Origin of the sequence: Streptomyces sp. NPDC047028, from assembly GCF_040644095.1 — a bacterium.
Classification (GTDB): domain Bacteria; phylum Actinomycetota; class Actinomycetes; order Streptomycetales; family Streptomycetaceae; genus Streptomyces.
The window spans coordinates 23,621-38,540 of record NZ_JBEYVS010000046.1; the positions used below are offsets into that span (position 1 = coordinate 23,621).

The 14,920-nt window shown below is 71.4% G+C and carries 16 protein-coding genes; 12 read left to right on the forward strand and 4 right to left on the reverse strand.

From position 1 onward, the window contains the following. Positions 1–16 precede the first annotated feature (16 nt). Complete coding sequence (gene miaB / locus ABZ854_RS30875; protein WP_361217358.1) at positions 17–1,543, reverse strand: tRNA (N6-isopentenyl adenosine(37)-C2)-methylthiotransferase MiaB; 1,527 nt, start codon at positions 1,541–1,543, stop codon at positions 17–19. A gap of 157 nt (positions 1,544–1,700) precedes the next feature. On the opposite strand from miaB, the gene ABZ854_RS30880 reads away from it, so the two are divergent. The 3 genes from ABZ854_RS30880 to ABZ854_RS30890 all read left to right on the forward strand — a co-directional run bounded on the left by ABZ854_RS30880 (position 1,701) and on the right by ABZ854_RS30890 (position 4,321). Then, on the forward strand, positions 1,701–2,060 hold the full coding sequence (locus ABZ854_RS30880) for a DUF6204 family protein (protein ID WP_361217361.1): 360 nt from the start codon (positions 1,701–1,703) through the stop codon (positions 2,058–2,060). A gap of 104 nt (positions 2,061–2,164) precedes the next feature. After that, positions 2,165–2,602 (forward strand): MarR family transcriptional regulator, encoded by a 438-nt coding sequence (locus tag ABZ854_RS30885; RefSeq protein ID WP_361217364.1) that lies wholly within the window; start codon positions 2,165–2,167, stop codon positions 2,600–2,602. Positions 2,603–2,854: 252 nt separating this feature from the next. Then, positions 2,855–4,321, forward strand: coding sequence for a hypothetical protein (locus ABZ854_RS30890; protein ID WP_361217367.1), 1,467 nt, complete (start codon positions 2,855–2,857; stop codon positions 4,319–4,321). Between the two features lie 137 nt (positions 4,322–4,458). Here the strand turns inward: ABZ854_RS30890 and ABZ854_RS30895 are convergent, their stop codons facing one another. Beyond that, positions 4,459–4,866: a MazG nucleotide pyrophosphohydrolase domain-containing protein gene (locus tag ABZ854_RS30895; protein WP_361217370.1), complete on the reverse strand. Its 408-nt coding sequence runs from the start codon at positions 4,864–4,866 to the stop codon at positions 4,459–4,461. Between the two features lie 143 nt (positions 4,867–5,009). On the opposite strand from ABZ854_RS30895, the gene ABZ854_RS30900 reads away from it, so the two are divergent. Next, the gene (locus ABZ854_RS30900) at positions 5,010–6,008 is read left to right on the forward strand and encodes a TAXI family TRAP transporter solute-binding subunit (protein ID WP_361217373.1); all 999 of its coding nucleotides are present in this window, start codon (positions 5,010–5,012) and stop codon (positions 6,006–6,008) included. A 39-nt stretch (positions 6,009–6,047) separates the two neighbouring features. On the opposite strand, the gene ABZ854_RS30905 is transcribed toward ABZ854_RS30900, so the two are convergent. Together ABZ854_RS30905 and ABZ854_RS30910 are read right to left on the reverse strand one after the other, a co-directional pair. Beyond that, positions 6,048–7,448 carry a HAMP domain-containing sensor histidine kinase gene (locus ABZ854_RS30905; protein WP_361217376.1) on the reverse strand — a complete coding sequence of 467 codons (1,401 nt, stop codon included), beginning with the start codon at positions 7,446–7,448 and terminating at the stop codon, positions 6,048–6,050. A 9-nt stretch (positions 7,449–7,457) separates the two neighbouring features. After that, a complete protein-coding gene (locus tag ABZ854_RS30910) occupies positions 7,458–8,147 on the reverse strand; it encodes a response regulator transcription factor (protein ID WP_361217379.1) in 690 nt (229 codons plus the stop codon). 328 nt (positions 8,148–8,475) lie between these two features. Between ABZ854_RS30910 and ABZ854_RS30915 the strand changes: the two genes are divergently transcribed. The 8 genes from ABZ854_RS30915 (at position 8,476) to ABZ854_RS30950 (ending at position 14,916) form a co-directional block, all read left to right on the forward strand. Next, the gene (locus tag ABZ854_RS30915) at positions 8,476–9,252 is read left to right on the forward strand and encodes an amino acid ABC transporter ATP-binding protein (RefSeq protein ID WP_361217382.1); all 777 of its coding nucleotides are present in this window, start codon (positions 8,476–8,478) and stop codon (positions 9,250–9,252) included. Positions 9,253–9,355: 103 nt separating this feature from the next. Further along, on the forward strand, positions 9,356–10,189 hold the full coding sequence (locus ABZ854_RS30920) for a glutamate ABC transporter substrate-binding protein (protein ID WP_361217385.1): 834 nt from the start codon (positions 9,356–9,358) through the stop codon (positions 10,187–10,189). A gap of 125 nt (positions 10,190–10,314) precedes the next feature. Continuing rightward, positions 10,315–10,980, forward strand: a complete 666-nt coding sequence (locus tag ABZ854_RS30925) for an amino acid ABC transporter permease (RefSeq protein WP_361217388.1) — start codon at positions 10,315–10,317, stop codon at positions 10,978–10,980. After that, positions 10,977–11,885 (forward strand): amino acid ABC transporter permease, encoded by a 909-nt coding sequence (locus ABZ854_RS30930; RefSeq protein WP_361217391.1) that lies wholly within the window; start codon positions 10,977–10,979, stop codon positions 11,883–11,885. Before ABZ854_RS30925 ends, ABZ854_RS30930 begins: the two co-directional genes overlap by 4 nt. 178 nt (positions 11,886–12,063) lie before the next feature. Continuing rightward, the gene (locus ABZ854_RS30935) at positions 12,064–13,653 is read left to right on the forward strand and encodes an FAD-dependent monooxygenase (RefSeq protein WP_361217394.1); all 1,590 of its coding nucleotides are present in this window, start codon (positions 12,064–12,066) and stop codon (positions 13,651–13,653) included. A 107-nt stretch (positions 13,654–13,760) separates the two neighbouring features. Further along, entirely contained in the window at positions 13,761–13,808 is a 48-nt protein-coding gene (locus tag ABZ854_RS30940; RefSeq protein ID WP_309506048.1) for a hypothetical protein, read from the forward strand. A gap of 89 nt (positions 13,809–13,897) precedes the next feature. Beyond that, positions 13,898–14,509, forward strand: coding sequence for a cysteine dioxygenase (locus ABZ854_RS30945; RefSeq protein ID WP_361217397.1), 612 nt, complete (start codon positions 13,898–13,900; stop codon positions 14,507–14,509). Continuing rightward, positions 14,506–14,916: a rhodanese-like domain-containing protein gene (locus ABZ854_RS30950; RefSeq protein WP_361217400.1), complete on the forward strand. Its 411-nt coding sequence runs from the start codon at positions 14,506–14,508 to the stop codon at positions 14,914–14,916. Before ABZ854_RS30945 ends, ABZ854_RS30950 begins: the two co-directional genes overlap by 4 nt. The last annotated feature ends 4 nt before the right edge of the window (positions 14,917–14,920 follow it).

The window sequence follows — 14,920 nt, forward strand, 5'->3', positions numbered from 1 at the left end:
GCCGGAAGCCCAAGGCTCAGTCGCAGCCGCAGCCGGTCGTCACGGCCGGCAGGGGCACGGGGACGCCGATCTTCGGCAGGCCGAGCAGGACGCCCGCGGGCTTGGCCGCCGCTTCGGCGGTGCGCTTCTCCCACGCGTCCCCCGCGCGCGTGCGGCGCACGTCGAGGACGGCGCCCTCGGCGAGGAGGTGGTGCGGGGCGGCGTACGTCACCTCGACCGTGACCACGTCGCCGGGGCGCACCTCCCGCTCCGGCTTGGTGAAGTGGACGAGCCGGTTGTCCGCCGCGCGGCCGGACAGCCGGTGGGTGGCTCCGTCCTTGCGCCCCTCGCCCTCCGCGACCATCAGTTCCAGGGTGCGGCCGACCTGCTTCTTGTTCTCCTCCCAGGAGATCTCCTCCTGGAGGGCGACGAGACGCTCGTACCGCGCCTGGACGACCTCCTTGGGGATCTGGTTCTCCATGGTCGCGGCCGGAGTGCCGGGCCGCTTGGAGTACTGGAACGTGAACGCCTGGGCGAACCGTGCCTCACGCACCACATGAAGCGTCTGTTCGAAGTCCTCCTCGGTCTCACCGGGGAAGCCGACGATGATGTCGGTGGTGATCGCGGCGTGCGGGATGGCGGCCCGCACCTTTTCGATGATCCCGAGGTAACGGTCCTGCCGGTAGGAGCGGCGCATCGCCTTCAGGACGGTGTCGGAGCCGGACTGCAGCGGCATGTGCAGCTGGGGCATCACGTTCGGGGTCTCGGCCATGGCGGCGATGACGTCGTCCGTGAAGTCGCGCGGGTGCGGGGAGGTGAAGCGGACGCGCTCCAGGCCGTCGATCTGCCCGCAGGCGCGCAGCAGCTTGCTGAAGGCCTCGCGGTCGCCCATGTCGGAGCCGTAGGCGTTCACGTTCTGGCCGAGCAGGGTGATCTCCGAGACCCCCTCGGCGACCAGGGCCTCGACCTCGGCGAGGATGTCGCCGGGCCGCCGGTCCTTCTCCTTGCCGCGCAGTGCGGGCACGATGCAGAAGGTGCAGGTGTTGTTGCAGCCGACGGAGATCGACACCCAGGCCGCGTAGGCGCTCTCGCGCCGGGTCGGGAGGGTGGACGGGAAGGCCTCCAGCGACTCGGCGATCTCGACCTGCGCCTCCTCCTGCACGCGCGCGCGTTCCAGCAGGACGGGGAGCTTGCCGATGTTGTGCGTGCCGAAGACGACGTCCACCCAGGGCGCCTTCTTCACGATGGTGTCCCGGTCCTTCTGCGCGAGGCAGCCACCGACCGCGATCTGCATCCCGGGCCGCGAGGCCTTCTTCGGCGCGAGTCGGCCGAGGTTGCCGTAGAGCCGGTTGTCGGCGTTCTCACGCACGGCGCAGGTGTTGAAGACGACGACGTCGGCGTCCCCGTCCGAGCCCTCCGGGGCGCGCACGTATCCGGCGTCTTCGAGCAGCCCGGCCAACCGCTCCGAGTCGTGGACGTTCATCTGGCACCCGTAGGTGCGCACTTCGTACGTCTTGGATGAGGAAACGTCCACCGCGGGGCTCCGGTCGCTGCTGCTGGTCATGCGTTCCAGGGTAGGCGGTCCGCGGAGGGCCCCGGTCCCGCGCTGTCCGCGGGAGACCGGACCTCCTCCGCCTCGTCCTCCGCGTCGCCCCGTGGGTCCCGGCGCCCGCCGGAAACCCGGTGGAGTGGCGGGCGCACGCTGTGGTTGGGTTCGCGGAATGAGTACCCGAACCTTTCGTATCACCGTCCGCGGCGTCTTCGACGGGCTCAGCGACGCGCAGCGGGCCGAGCTGCTGGCCGGTGCCGCCGAGCACGACGTGCTGCGCGCCGCCTACACGCCCGAGGGGCACCTGAGCTACGACATCGCCGCCCGGCCGGCCTTCACCTTCCGCTTCTCGGACTCGGGAGAGGAAGAGGAGGACATCCTGGAGGCGGCCGAGCGGGCCGAGGAGGCTGCGCGAGCCTGGCTGACCGGGCGCGGCTACGGCTTCAAGAACCTGCGGTCCAGTGCGGAGGACCTGTCCCAGGCGCCGCTGGGCAAGCGGCAGCGCCGGGCCGCACGCTCCTCGGGCCGATGAAGCCGGTCTGCGCACGTCATAAACTTGACTACTCAAGGACTACTCCAGCGACTACTCCAGGAGAACGCGATGAGTGTCGTCCGCGAGGGCGGTAGGGGTTGGCGATGAGTGACGGCGCCTTGGACGCCGCACTGCGGCTCATGCGCGCGCAGGCGGCTCTGGTGCGGCGGTTCGACGCGCGGCTCGGTGGTCTGCACGGGGTGAGCCTGTCGGACTTCACGCTGCTGCTCCGGCTCGGTCAGGCGCCCGGTGGGCGGATGCGCCGGGTCGACCTCGCGGAGGCGCTGGGCCTGACCGCCTCGGGAGTGACGCGCGGGCTCGTGCCGCTGGAGCGCATCGGGCTGGTGAGCCGGGAGACGGACGCGCGGGACGCGCGCGTGGCGTACGCGGCGCTGACCGGCACCGGGCGGGAGCGGTTGCGGGAGATGCGGGCCACCGCGGAGGAGACGGCCGCCGAGGTATTCGGCGCCGCCGCGTGGACCGAGTCCGACCTCGGGACGCTCGCCGGGCTGCTGGGCCGGCTGGGCGGGACGGGGTTGTGAGCCGCTGACACCACGGGCCGGCGCCTGCACGGCGGAAGGGGCGGGATCGCGCCGCCCGTGACCTGAACAAGCCGTGTTTCAGGTCACGTTGGGATGTGGCCGGAATGTGCGGGAGCTGTAAGCGCGGGCGTGGCATGCTCATGGTTCACCACTGAGTTACCGGCTGGTTCTACTGACAAGTAGGGCCGGTCCCCGGTGTGTCATTCCTCTTTGCCACCCCCCATTCCCACAGGACCGACCTTGCGCAGACGCATGAGGCACGGGCGCGCCCTCCTGCCCGCCTTCGCCGTGACCGCCCTCCTCCTCGCCGCCGGCTGTTCCTCGTCCGCCCCGCACGCCGAGGGGCCTACCACCGGCCGGGGCGGGCGGGCCGACGTGACCGCGGACCCCGCCGCCGCCCCGGACCAGACGCTCACGGTGGCGCCGGCCGGCACCAACGCTCCGACCGCCACCGCCGGACCGGCCGGCTCGGCCAGGCGCGCGCGCAGGACCACGCTCGCCGTCAGCTCGTACGACAGCCGGACCCGACGGGCCGTCATATCCGGGCGCCCGCACGTAAGCACCCCCGCGCCCGGCGGTCACACCCTGCGGCCCACTCCCGCCCCGGCCTCCCCGACCGCCTCACCATCCGTCTCTCCTCCCCCCGCCTCTTCCTCGGGTGTGCCGCACCGGGCCGCCGTCGGGGACGTCATCGCCAGCGCGCCCGCTCCGGGAGCACCACACGGGCTCCTGGCCCGGGTCACCAAGGTGCTCCGCGACACCGGCCGGGGCACCGAGGTGCAGACCGGGCCGGCGACGCTCAACGCCGTGCTCGGTGACGACAGCGCCAAGGGCACCGTGCCGGTCGCCCCGTCCGCCTTCACCGTCGACAAGTTGCTGCCCGACGTGAAGGTGTCCTGGTCCACGTCCGGGGAGGTGCACATCGGTCCCGAGGGGGCGAAGGTGCCGCTGGGCAGCCTCCGGCTCGACGTCGGCGCCAAGGTACCGGCGGGCAAGGGCGCACCGGTCTCGGCCGGGGCCTCGGTGTCCGGGTTCGTGCAGGTCGCCCCCGAGGTCGACTTCTCCTACGGCGGGTCGGGGACCTCGGCGTCCCCCGGTTCGGCCTATCTGGGCGTCTCCGGTGACTGGGCTTCCGGTTGGCACGTCGAGGGCCGCGCCGCCGCGGCCACCGGCACGCCACTGCGGATCCCGTTCGCCAGGCTGCACGCCGACCCGGTCCTCCAGGTCGGCCCCGTCCCCGTCGTGGTCAACCTCGACCTCACCTGCTATCTGCAGATCAGCGGCGACGGCCACATCAGCGTCGACGTCGCGCAGCACCTCAAGGGCGACTTCACGGCGGGCGGCACCTTCAGCCCGGCCAAGGGCTGGACGCCGGTCAGCTCCTCGCACATGACGGGCACGCCGGTACAGGCCTCGGTCACCACCGCCGGGCACCTGAAGAGCGCCCTGGGCGCCGAGGCCTCGGTCGGCCTCTACGGCGCCGTCGGAGTCACCGCCGACCTGGCGCCGTACCTGCGCGGCGAGGCCTCCGGAACGGTCACCGCTTCCTCGGACCGGCCCGGCGCCGGGACGGACGGCGCCTGGGGCGTGTACGGCGGGGTGGACCTGTCCGGGACGCTGCGGATCCAGTTGTCGGTCTTCGGCACACCGGTCTTCCAGCGGAGCCTCCCCCTGGGCACCCTGCACCGGGAGTGGAAGCTGGCGGGCGGCACCCTCTAGGCGCCGCCGGGCCGGACACCCGGACGGGAGCCGGACGGGGCGGCCCGCACGGCCCCTGGACCGGACGCCCGGACAGGCCGCCCGGAGTGCCCCCCGAAGGGGCCGCTGGGACAGGCCGTCGTACGGGCCGCAGCCCGTCAGCCCGCGCCGCCGGGTACCCAGCCCTGGCGGCGCAGGACGGCGGCCACGTCCGGCGCCTCGTAGTGCTCACCCTTGAGGACCTTGCCGTCGGCCCTGCGAGCGACCTGGCCGTGGGGCCCCAGCTTGCTCATGTTGGCGCGGTGGATCTCGGCGATCACCTCGTCCAGGTCGATCCCGTGGACCAGGGCGGTGCCGTACGCCACGTAGACCACGTCGGCCAGCTCGTGCGCCAGCCGGTCGAGCGGGCCGTCGACCGGGACCTCGGCGACCTCCGCGGCCTCCTCGGCGAGCAGCTCTCCCCGGTGCGCGGCCAGCTCCGGGGACACCTCGGCGGGCCGGGTACGGGCGTCGAGGCCGAAGGCATGGTGGAAGGCGCGGACGAGACGGGCGGGCGACGAGCTCATGCGACGACTGTATCCACGCCCACTGACAACGCCCCGGGATTCACGCCGTCGGGCCGCCCCCGGAGCCGGGCAGCGCCGGTTCCGCGTGGGCCACGGCGGCCTCCCCTGGTCAGAGCCGGGGGCGGGCTGGCAGGATCGCCCGCATGTCCACCGTGTTCTCCCGTCTCGGCAGGCGCCGGGTGCTGCAGGGCGCCGTCGCCGGCGCCGTGGCGCTCGGCCTGCTGCTGTGGTGGCTGCTGCCGCTCGGTGAGAAGCCGCCGAGCGGGACGATCGTCTTCAGCACCGGGACGCCCCGTGGGGTCTACCAGGAGTACGCCGAGCGGCTGCGCACCGAGCTGGGCAAGGACATGCCGAACCTGAAGGTGAAGCTGGTAAGCAGCGCCGGCTCGCAGGAGAACGTCCAGCGGGTGGCGACCGGGAAGGCCGACTTCACCATCGCGGCGGCGGACGCGGTGGAGACGTACATGCTGCGGCACGGCACCGGCGCGGGCAGGCTGCGCGGGGTGGCCCGGCTCTACGACGACTACGTCCAGCTGATCGTGCCGCGCGACTCGGACGTCCACAGCGTGGCGGACCTGCGGGGCAAGCGGGTCGCCACCGGGCTGCCCGACTCGGGGGTACGGCTGATAGCGAACCGCGTGCTCGCGGCCGCGGGCATCGACCCGCAGAAGGACATCACGCCGCTGTCCGACGGCATCGACACCGGTCCCGGCAGGCTGGCCCAGGGCAAGATCGACGCTTTCTTCTGGTCGGGCGGGCTGCCCACGCGCGGGCTGGTCGGGCAGGCCGAGAAGGACACCTTCAAGTTCGTGCCCATCGACGGCGCCCTCATCGGCAAGCTGCACACCAAGGGCGACGCCGCGCGGTACTACCGGGCGACCAACATGCCCGAGTCGGCGTACCCGACCGTCCAGCGGGGCGACACGGTGCCGACGATCGCGGTGTCCAACGTGCTGATCACCCGCGCCGACATGGATCCGCGGCTGACCGAATGGGTGACCCGCACCGTGATCAAGAGCCGGGACGGCATCGGTGCCCACGTCCACTCCGCCCAGCTGGTCGACCTGCGCACCGCCATCTACACGGACCCGCTGACGCTGCACGAGGGCGCACGCCGGTACTACCGCTCCGTGAAACCCTGATTCACGAGAGCCCCGAGAGTCACGAGATTCACGCGCCTCTCACGGGTGGTGTCTCGGCACCCTCACCGTGACCCGCAACCCGCGCGGCTCGTGGTGGGCGTAGTCGATCGTGCCGCCGGCCGCGGTGAGCAGGGCCCGGGTGATGGACAGGCCCAGGCCGGAGCCCTTGACGTTCTGGTGACGGCCGCTGCGCCAGAAACGGTCGCCCACGCGCACGAGTTCCTCGTCGGTGAGACCGGGTCCGGTGTCGGTGACCACGACCGTGGCGGTGTCGCCGTCACAGGCGACGGTGACCTCGACGGTGCCGCCCTCGGGGGTGAACTTCACCGCGTTGTCGATCACCGCGTCCAGGGCGCTGGACAGGGCGATCGGGTCGGCCCAGCCGGTGGTGGGCGGGCATTCGCCGGCCAGCCGGACCTTCTGGGCGTCGGCGGCGGGTGACCAGGCGGCCACCCGTTCCTCCGTCAGCGCGCCGATGTCGGTCAGGGCGAGGTCCGCCTCGGCGTGCTCGGCCAGCGCCAGGTCGAGCAGGTCGTCCAGGACCTGCGCGAGGCGCTTGCCCTCGGTTCGGACCGAGGCGATCTCCTCGTTGCCCTCGGGGAGTTCCAGAGCGAGCAGTTCGATGCGCAGCAGCAGCGCCGAGAGCGGGTTGCGCAACTGGTGCGAGGCGTCGGCGACGAAGGCGCGCTGCTGCTCCAGCACGTCCTCGACGTTGTCCGCCATCTCGTTGAACGACCGGGCGAGCCGTCTGAGTTCCGGGGGGCCGCCGGCCGCCGCGACGCGGGACTTCAGGCGGCCGGTGGCGATGTCGTGGGTGGTGGCGTCCAGGACGCGTACCGGCCTGAGCACCCAGCCGGTGAGCCGCAGCGCGGCGCCCACGGCCAGCAGCATCGCCGCGATCTCGCCGGCACCGATGAGCAGCCAGCCCCGCAGGATGCGCGAGCGCAGCGCGCCGGTGGGCGAGTCGGTGACCACGACGGCGACGACGTCCCCGTCCCGGATCACCGGCGAGGCGACGACCAGGCGCCTCTCGTCCCAGGGCCAGGCCTGCCGGGGGTCGTGGCTGCGGCGGCTGAGCAGCGCCTCGTCGAACGCCTCCCGGACCTCTCCGGTGCGCGGCACGGACCAGTCGGCCGGGGCGTTGGCCATCGCGGAGCCGTTGCGGAAGAAGACGCCCGCGCGGATGCCGTAGACGCCGTAGTAGCTGACCAGCTCGCGGCGTAGGGTCTCCCTGCGCTCGCCCGGGACGGTGGGGCGGGTGCCGCCGGGTCCGTCGGCGACGAACTGGGCGAGGGCCGCGAAGCGCGCGGTGTCGTCGATGCGGTCGACGACGACCTTCTGCTGCTGGGCGGCGGCCACGCTGACGGCCAGCGGGACGCCGAGGGCCAGGAGTACGGCCGCCAGCAGGACGATGAGCAGCGGCAGCAGGCGTGCGCGCACGCGGCCCCGCTAGGCGGCCGGGGCGACGAGCCGGTACCCGACGCCGCGTACGGTCTCGATCAGCGCGGGCATGCGCAGTTTTGCGCGCAGGGAGGCCACGTGCACCTCCAGGGTGCGTCCGGTGCCCTCCCAGCTGGTGCGCCACACCTCGCTGATGATCTGTTCCCGCCGGAAGACCACGCCGGGACGCTGGGCGAGCAGCGCGAGGAGGTCGAACTCCTTGCGGGTCAGCTGGATGACGGACCCGTCCACGCTGACCTGCCGGGTGGGCAGTTCGATGCGTACGGGGCCCAGGTGCAGGGCGCTGTCGCCGCCGCCCGCCGGGTCCTCCTCGTGGACGGTGCGCCGGCTGACGGCATGGATCCGGGCCAGCAGCTCGCCGGTGTCGTACGGCTTCACCACGTAGTCGTCGGCGCCCAGGTTGAGCCCGTGGATGCGGGAGCGGACGTCGGAGCGGGCGGTGACCATGATCACCGGAATGCTGGTGCGCTTGCGGATCTTGCCGCACACCTCGTAGCCGTCCTGGTCGGGCAGGCCGAGGTCGAGCAGGACCACGCCGAATCCGGCGCCCTCGGGGACGAGCGCCTGCAGGGCCTCCTCGCCGCTGCGCGCGTGGGTGACGTCGAAGCCGTGCCGCGCGAGCACCGCGGAGAGGGCGGCGGCGACGTGGTTGTCGTCCTCGACGAGCAGCAGTCTCATCCTGGCCCCCTCCGGTTCAGTGGTCGTACGGTCGTGGTTCCGGTCCGCCGTGCGGCGCGCCCGTGCGCGTGGGCGGCACGCCCGCCGAGACAGTCTGCACGCGCGCGTGCATCATGGCAGTCACGCCGATGGACAAGGACGGCGTCAAGTGGGTTCGGGTTGCGTCCCGCTACCGTTACCCGCCCGATACGCACACCTGTCGCAATTGCTACGGCACGTGTCCGATTGCTATCGGATCGTGATGCTCAGATCTCCCTCAGATGTAATGACGCTGGTCAATCCGCTCGTTACTGTCCTGCGAAACCGAGGAGGACGGAGCCCGATAGCGATGACCGACGTATCGGTGGCCAAGGACGACATGGCCACGACCGGTGAACTGGTCGTCCTGAAGAGTGTCAACAAGCACTTCGGCGCGTTGCACGTTCTCCAGGACATCGACCTGACGATCGCCCGCGGCGAGGTCGTCGTGGTCATCGGGCCCTCCGGGTCCGGGAAGTCGACGCTGTGCCGCACCATCAACCGCCTGGAGACCATCGACTCCGGCACCATCGCCATCGACGGCAAGCCGCTGCCCCAGGAGGGCAAGGCGCTGGCCCGGCTGCGCGCCGACGTCGGGATGGTCTTCCAGTCCTTCAACCTCTTCGCGCACAAGACCGTGCTCGAGAACGTGATGCTGGGGCAGCTCAAGGTCCGCAGGACGGACAAGAAGCAGGCCGAGGAGAAGGCCCGTGCCCTGCTCGACCGGGTGGGCGTGGGCACGCAGGCCGACAAGTACCCCGCGCAGCTGTCCGGCGGCCAGCAGCAGCGTGTCGCCATCGCCCGGGCGCTGGCCATGGGCCCGAAGGTCATGCTCTTCGACGAGCCGACCTCGGCCCTCGACCCCGAGATGATCAACGAGGTCCTGGAGGTCATGCAGCAGCTCGCCCGCGAGGGCATGACGATGATCGTCGTCACCCATGAGATGGGTTTCGCGCGTTCGGCTGCAAACCGCGTGGTCTTCATGGCGGACGGCCGCATCGTCGAAGAGGCTGCGCCCGACCAGTTCTTCAGCAATCCGCGCAGCGACCGGGCGAAGGACTTCCTGTCGAAGATCCTGCACCACTGAGGCGGGCCGTTCCCGCACCGCCGGGGCGCGCCGGGCGCCTCTGCAGGACCGGTTCCACGGTCCCCACAGCCTTCGTTTCTTCACCACGCAAAGGAATGTTCAGATGAAGCTCCGCAAGGTCACCGCCGCCTCGGCCGCCGTGCTCGCCCTCACCGTCGGCGCCACCGCGTGCGGTGGCGGCAACTCGGACAGCGGTTCGAGCGGCGGCAAGAAGATCAAGATCGGCATCAAGTTCGACCAGCCCGGTCTCGGCCTGAAGCAGCCCAACGGGTCCTACGCCGGCTTCGACGTGGACGTGGCCACGTACGTCGCCAAGCAGCTCGGCTACACGCCGGACCAGATCCAGTTCGTGGAGACCCAGAGCGCCGACCGTGAGAACGCGCTCCAGCGGGGCGACGTGAAGTTCATCGCGGCCACCTACTCGATCACGCCCGAGCGCCAGCAGAAGGTGGACTTCGCCGGCCCGTACCTCCTGGCCCACCAGGACCTGCTGGTCAAGAAGGACTCGAAGATCAGCAAGGGCACGGACCTCAACGGCAAGAACCTCTGCTCCGTGACCGGTTCGACCTCGGCGCAGAACGTCCAGAAGACGATCGCCCCGAAGGCCAACCTGAAGCAGAACAGCACCTACTCCGAGTGCATCGCCAGCCTTCAGAGTGGCGCTGTGGACGCGGTCACCACCGACGACTCGATCCTCGCGGGCTACGCGTCGCAGTCCCAGTACAAGGGCCAGTTCAAGCTCCTCGGCCTGAAGCTCAGCAACGAGAACTACGGCATCGGCGTCAAGAAGGGCGACAAGGCGCTGGCCGACAAGATCAACAAGGCGCTGCAGAAGATGGAGAGCGACGGCTCTTGGCAGAAGGCGGTCGACAAGAACTTCGGCCCGGCCGACTACAAGAACGAGAAGGCGCCGCAGATCGGCAACATCGTCAAGTAACGCGGAACTCCGCCGGCGCTCACTCCGGCGGGTGACGCAGGGTCACCGAGGCGCGCCGCCAGCCGCTTTCCCGGCGGCGCGCCCTGCCCTCCACGTACGCCACACACCCGGAAGCGCGGGAGATCGTGTTCGACTTTCTTCAAGGTTATGACGTCCTGGGGGCGTTCTGGATGACGGTGAAGCTCACCGTCTTCTCCGCGGTCGGCTCCCTGGTCTGGGGCACCCTGCTGGCCGGGATGCGGGTCAGCCCGGTCCCGCTCATGCGCTGGTTCGGCACCGTCTACGTGAACATCGTCCGGAACATCCCGCTGACGGTCATCATCGTGTTCGCTTCGCTCGGTCTGGCCGACATCTTCGGGGTGACGCTGGGCGCCTCCGACTTCAAGATCCAGGGCTTCCGGCTGGCCGTCCTGGGCCTGACCGGCTACACGGCCGCCTTCGTGTGCGAGTCGATCCGGGCCGGCATCAACACCGTTCCGGTCGGGCAGGCCGAGGCCGCCCGGGCGATCGGGCTGAACTTCGCCCAGACCTTGCGTCTGATCGTGCTGCCCCAGGCGTTCCGCGCGGTCATCAGCCCGCTGGCCAACGTGCTGATCGCCCTGACGAAGAACACCACCGTCGCGGCCGCCATCGGTGTCGCCGAGGCCGCGGCCCTGATGAAGACCATGATCGAGAACGAGGCCCAGACGCTGGCCATCGGCGCCGTCTTCGCCTTCGGATTCGTGGTCCTGACCCTGCCCACCGGCCTCCTGCTGGGCTGGCTGAGCAAGCGCATGGCGGTGAAGCGATGACGTCCGTCCTCTACGACACTCCGGGCCCCCGCGCCAAGCGGCGCAATGTGCTCCTGTCCGTCGTCTTCCTGGTCCTGCTCGCCGCCCTGGCGTGGTGGATCTGGTCGGTGCTGGACGACAAGAACCAGCTGCAGTGGTCCCTGTGGCAGCCGTTCACGACGTCCCAGGCCTGGACGACCTACCTGCTGCCCGGCCTCGCCAACACTCTGAAGGCGGCCGCGCTGGCGATGGTCATCGCGCTGCCGCTCGGCGCCGTCTTCGGCATCGCACGCCTGTCCGACCACCGCTCGGTGCGCATGGTGGCCGGTGTGGTCGTCGAGTTCTTCCGGTCCATCCCCGTGCTGCTGCTGATGCTCTTCGCCAACGAGCTGTACAGCCGCTACACACAGGTCACCAGCGACGACCGGCCCATGTACGCGGTGATCACCGGCCTCGTGCTCTACAACGCCTCGGTGCTCGCCGAGGTCGTCCGGGCGGGCATCCTGGCCCTGCCGAAGGGGCAGAGCGAGGCGGCGTACGCGATCGGTCTGCGCAAGGGCCAGACGATGTCGAGCATCCTGCTCCCGCAGGCGGTGACCGCCATGCTGCCGGCGATCGTCAGCCAGCTCGTCGTCATCGTGAAGGACACCGCGCTGGGTGGTGTGATGATCGGCTACGCCGAACTGCTGAGCGAGCGCGGCACGCTGGCCGCCAACTACGCCAACGTCTTCGCCAGCTTCGTCGTGGTGGCAGCGATCTACGTCGTCCTCAACTTCGCCCTGACGTCCTTCGCCGGCTGGCTGGAGGGCCGGCTGCGGCGCAGCAAGCGCAGCACGGGTGCGGTGCTGGGCGCGGAGGACATGGAGGAGATGAACCCGGCGGGAATCGGCGGCACCGCCGGTACTGGAGCAGGCGGCACGATCTGACAAACGGTCAATTCGATCGCACGGTGACCCGGGGCAGTGGCATGATCGCCACTGCCTCGGGTCACTTGACGCAAACTCCGCCAATGGGTTGCATACGTTCTGTGATCGTGCACCCCGCTTCACCTTCCTGTTCATCTGCGTCCGTCAGGGCACCGCTGCGGGCAGGGGGCGCCGCGCCGTGGATCCGGTGATCATCGTCGGAGCGGGGCCCGTCGGGCTCACGCTCGCCCTGGCCCTGGCCCGCCAGGAGGTGCCTTCGGTCGTCCTCGACGAGGGGTCAGGCAAAGACGAGCCGCGCCCCGCCCGCACCGCCGTCCTGCGCGAGGAGACCGCCGCCCTGCTGGAGCGGCTGACCGGGGCGGCGCTGGGCGAGCAGGGCGCGCGTTGGGCCGGATGGCGGTCGTTGCGGCGCAGACAGGTGATGAACGAGGTCACTTTCGACGCCGCCGATCCCGCCCCGCTGCACATCGCCCAGCATTTCCTCACCGACGCCCTGCGCGCGGCCGTCGTCGGCGAGCCGCTGGTCGAGGTCGCCGTGGACAGCCGGCTGGACGCGATCGAGCAGGAACGGTCCGGCGTCAGCGCCCACAGCAAGGGCCCGAAGGGCACCTGGTGGCGCGGGAGTTACCTGGTGGGCTGCGACGGCCCCCGCTCCACCGTGCGCAAACTCCAGGACATCCGCTTCCCGGGCCGTACGGCGGTGGAGCGGCACGCGGTCGCCACGCTCCGCGCGGAACTTCCGTGGGAGGGTCGCGCGTTGCTCCATCGGATGCCGCCGTGGCGGTCGTCCGGTGAGGTGACCGCCCGCCCGCTCCCGGACGGCGCCTGGCGCCTGGACTGGCTGCTGCCGCCGGGCAAGGACCTCGTCACGCCCGAGACGCTGGTGGCCCGGATCCGCGAGACCCTCGCGGGCTGGACGGACGGCCCGACACCGGCGTACGACCTTCTCGACACAGGTGTCCACACGGTGCACCACCGGCTGGCCCGCCGGTGGCGCGTGGGCCGGGTGTTCCTCGCCGGGGACGCCGCCCACCTGCTGGGCGCGCTCGGCACGCAGGGGCTCGACGAAGGCCTGCGCGACGCCGACAACCTGGCCTGGAAGCTGGCCCCGGCCTGGCACCACGGCCCGCACGAGGCGCTGCTCGACAGCTACCAGGCCGAGCGGCGTGGGGTGGTCGCGGCCCGGTTGCGCGCCGCCGACCAGGTGCTGCCGCTGCTGCGCGGCGGTGGGGGGCTGCGCCACTACGTTCCGGGCGCGGCGCGCGGCCACGACGCGCTGCTCACGGACGGCCACTTGGGGCGCGGCGCGCTCGGTGCGTCGGGGGCGTACGCCGGCTCTCCGCTCGCGCCCCGGCAGCTGGAAGGGGAGATCGCCGTCGAGACGCCGCCCGGTTCCCAGGTCGACGATGTGCGGGTGACGGCGGAGGACGGCACCTTCGTACGGCTGCGCGACCGTCTCGGACGCGGCGCCCTGCTGGTCGTACTGATCGCGCCGGGCACCGGCGTGTGGGCGCGCAAGCACTGGGTGTCCGCGGGGGTCATGCCCCGTCTCGCGGCGGCGGTGACCGCGCTGCCGCACCCCGCCGAACTGCTGGTGGCCGAGGAGTATCCGGGGGCGCCGGCGCACAGCGTGCTGCTCGTACGGCCCGACGGTCACCTGGTCACCGCGTTCGGCGGCGTCCGCCCCGCCGATCTCTACGCGGCGGCGGAGGCAACGCTGGGCGGCACGGTGAAGGAACAGGCACGGGCGGGCGCCGGGGCACGCTGAGCGCCGGCCGCCGTCCACCGGGTGGCGGTGAGTTGACCGGGGTGCGGCGGCATGCTGTACTCCGGGCCATGACCGACACCCGCGCAGGCCTGTGGCGACGGGTCCACATGGACCTCGTCCGCTACGCGGGCTGCGTGTGTCGCCCGTCCTGCTGAACTCGCATCCCCTTTTTCTCCGGGCTCTCTCCGGGTCTTCCCGGGCTCCCTCGAGCGCCCGTTCGGCGAACGTTCTCAGGGCGGTACACGTGTCTGTCTCTCCTTCCGCATCCCCTTCTTCCGCCGTTCCGGTTTCCGCCGGTCCGGCTTTCTGCGCTTCCGTTTCCGGCGCTTCGGTCTCCGACGCTTCGGCTTCTGCGACCGGCCCGGCGCCGACCCAGGCGGACCTTCTCGACTTCGTGCGGCGTACGGCCGCCGACACGGAGCTGATCGCCTCCCTCCCGCTCGATCCCGAGGGCCGTACCTGGGTGCGGCTCGCGGGGCCCGGTGGGAGCGAGGCGTGGCTGATCGGCTGGCCTCCCGGCACGGGCACCGGCTGGCACGACCATGCCGAGTCCGTCGGGGCCTTCCTCACCGCGTCGGGCGAACTCACGGAGAACGCGCTGGCCGCACGGCTGCCCACGGACGGCTGGACCACCCTCGAACTCGCCGAGGACGTGGACCGCGCACGTCGGCTGACCGCCGGGCAGGGCCGCTCCTTCGGCCGCCACCATGTGCACGAGGTGCTCAACGGGTCCCCGGACCGACACGCGATCTCCGTGCACGCCTACTACCCGCCTCTGCCGCGGATCCGCCGTTACAGTCGCAGCGGCCAGCTGCTGCGCCTGGAGCAGGTCGAACGCCCGGAGGACTGGCAGTGAGCGGCACGGACGAACAGCCGGTCGGCATCGACCAGTTGCTGGCGCGCGTCCGCGAGGGCTACCGGCGCGTCGAAGCACGACAGGCGCATGAGGCGGCGCGCACCGGTGAGGCGCTGCTGGTCGACATCCGGTACGCGGCCCTGCGCGAGCGGGACGGGCTGATCCCGGGCGCCCTCGTCATCGAACGCAACGAACTGGAGTGGCGGCTCGATCCGTGGGGCAGCCACCGACTGCCGGAGGCCACCGGACACGACCTGCGCATCGTGATCATCTGCAACGAGGGCTACGCCTCCAGCCTGGCGGCGGCTTCCCTCCACCAGCTGGGCCTGCGCCGGGCCACGGACCTGGTGGGTGGCTTCCAGGCGTGGCGCGCCGAGGGACTGCCGGTCACGCCGGCACGCCCCTGAGTCC

What these genes read in the sequence shown, in the direction of transcription:
- ABZ854_RS30880 (WP_361217361.1), top strand. Translation starts at nt 1,701, where the DNA reads ATGAGTACCCGAACCTTTCGTATCACCGTCCGCGGCGTCTTCGACGGG.
- ABZ854_RS30920 (WP_361217385.1), top strand. Translation starts at nt 9,356, where the DNA reads ATGAAGCTCCGCAAGGTCACCGCCGCCTCGGCCGCCGTGCTCGCCCTC.
- ABZ854_RS30910 (WP_361217379.1), bottom strand. Translation starts at nt 8,147, where the DNA reads ATGAGACTGCTGCTCGTCGAGGACGACAACCACGTCGCCGCCGCCCTC.
- ABZ854_RS30900 (WP_361217373.1), top strand. Translation starts at nt 5,010, where the DNA reads ATGTCCACCGTGTTCTCCCGTCTCGGCAGGCGCCGGGTGCTGCAGGGC.
- ABZ854_RS30930 (WP_361217391.1), top strand. Translation starts at nt 10,977, where the DNA reads ATGACGTCCGTCCTCTACGACACTCCGGGCCCCCGCGCCAAGCGGCGC.
- ABZ854_RS30895 (WP_361217370.1), bottom strand. Translation starts at nt 4,866, where the DNA reads ATGAGCTCGTCGCCCGCCCGTCTCGTCCGCGCCTTCCACCATGCCTTC.
- ABZ854_RS30890 (WP_361217367.1), top strand. Translation starts at nt 2,855, where the DNA reads ATGAGGCACGGGCGCGCCCTCCTGCCCGCCTTCGCCGTGACCGCCCTC.
- ABZ854_RS30885 (WP_361217364.1), top strand. Translation starts at nt 2,165, where the DNA reads ATGAGTGACGGCGCCTTGGACGCCGCACTGCGGCTCATGCGCGCGCAG.
- miaB (WP_361217358.1), bottom strand. Translation starts at nt 1,543, where the DNA reads ATGACCAGCAGCAGCGACCGGAGCCCCGCGGTGGACGTTTCCTCATCC.
- ABZ854_RS30915 (WP_361217382.1), top strand. Translation starts at nt 8,476, where the DNA reads ATGACCGACGTATCGGTGGCCAAGGACGACATGGCCACGACCGGTGAA.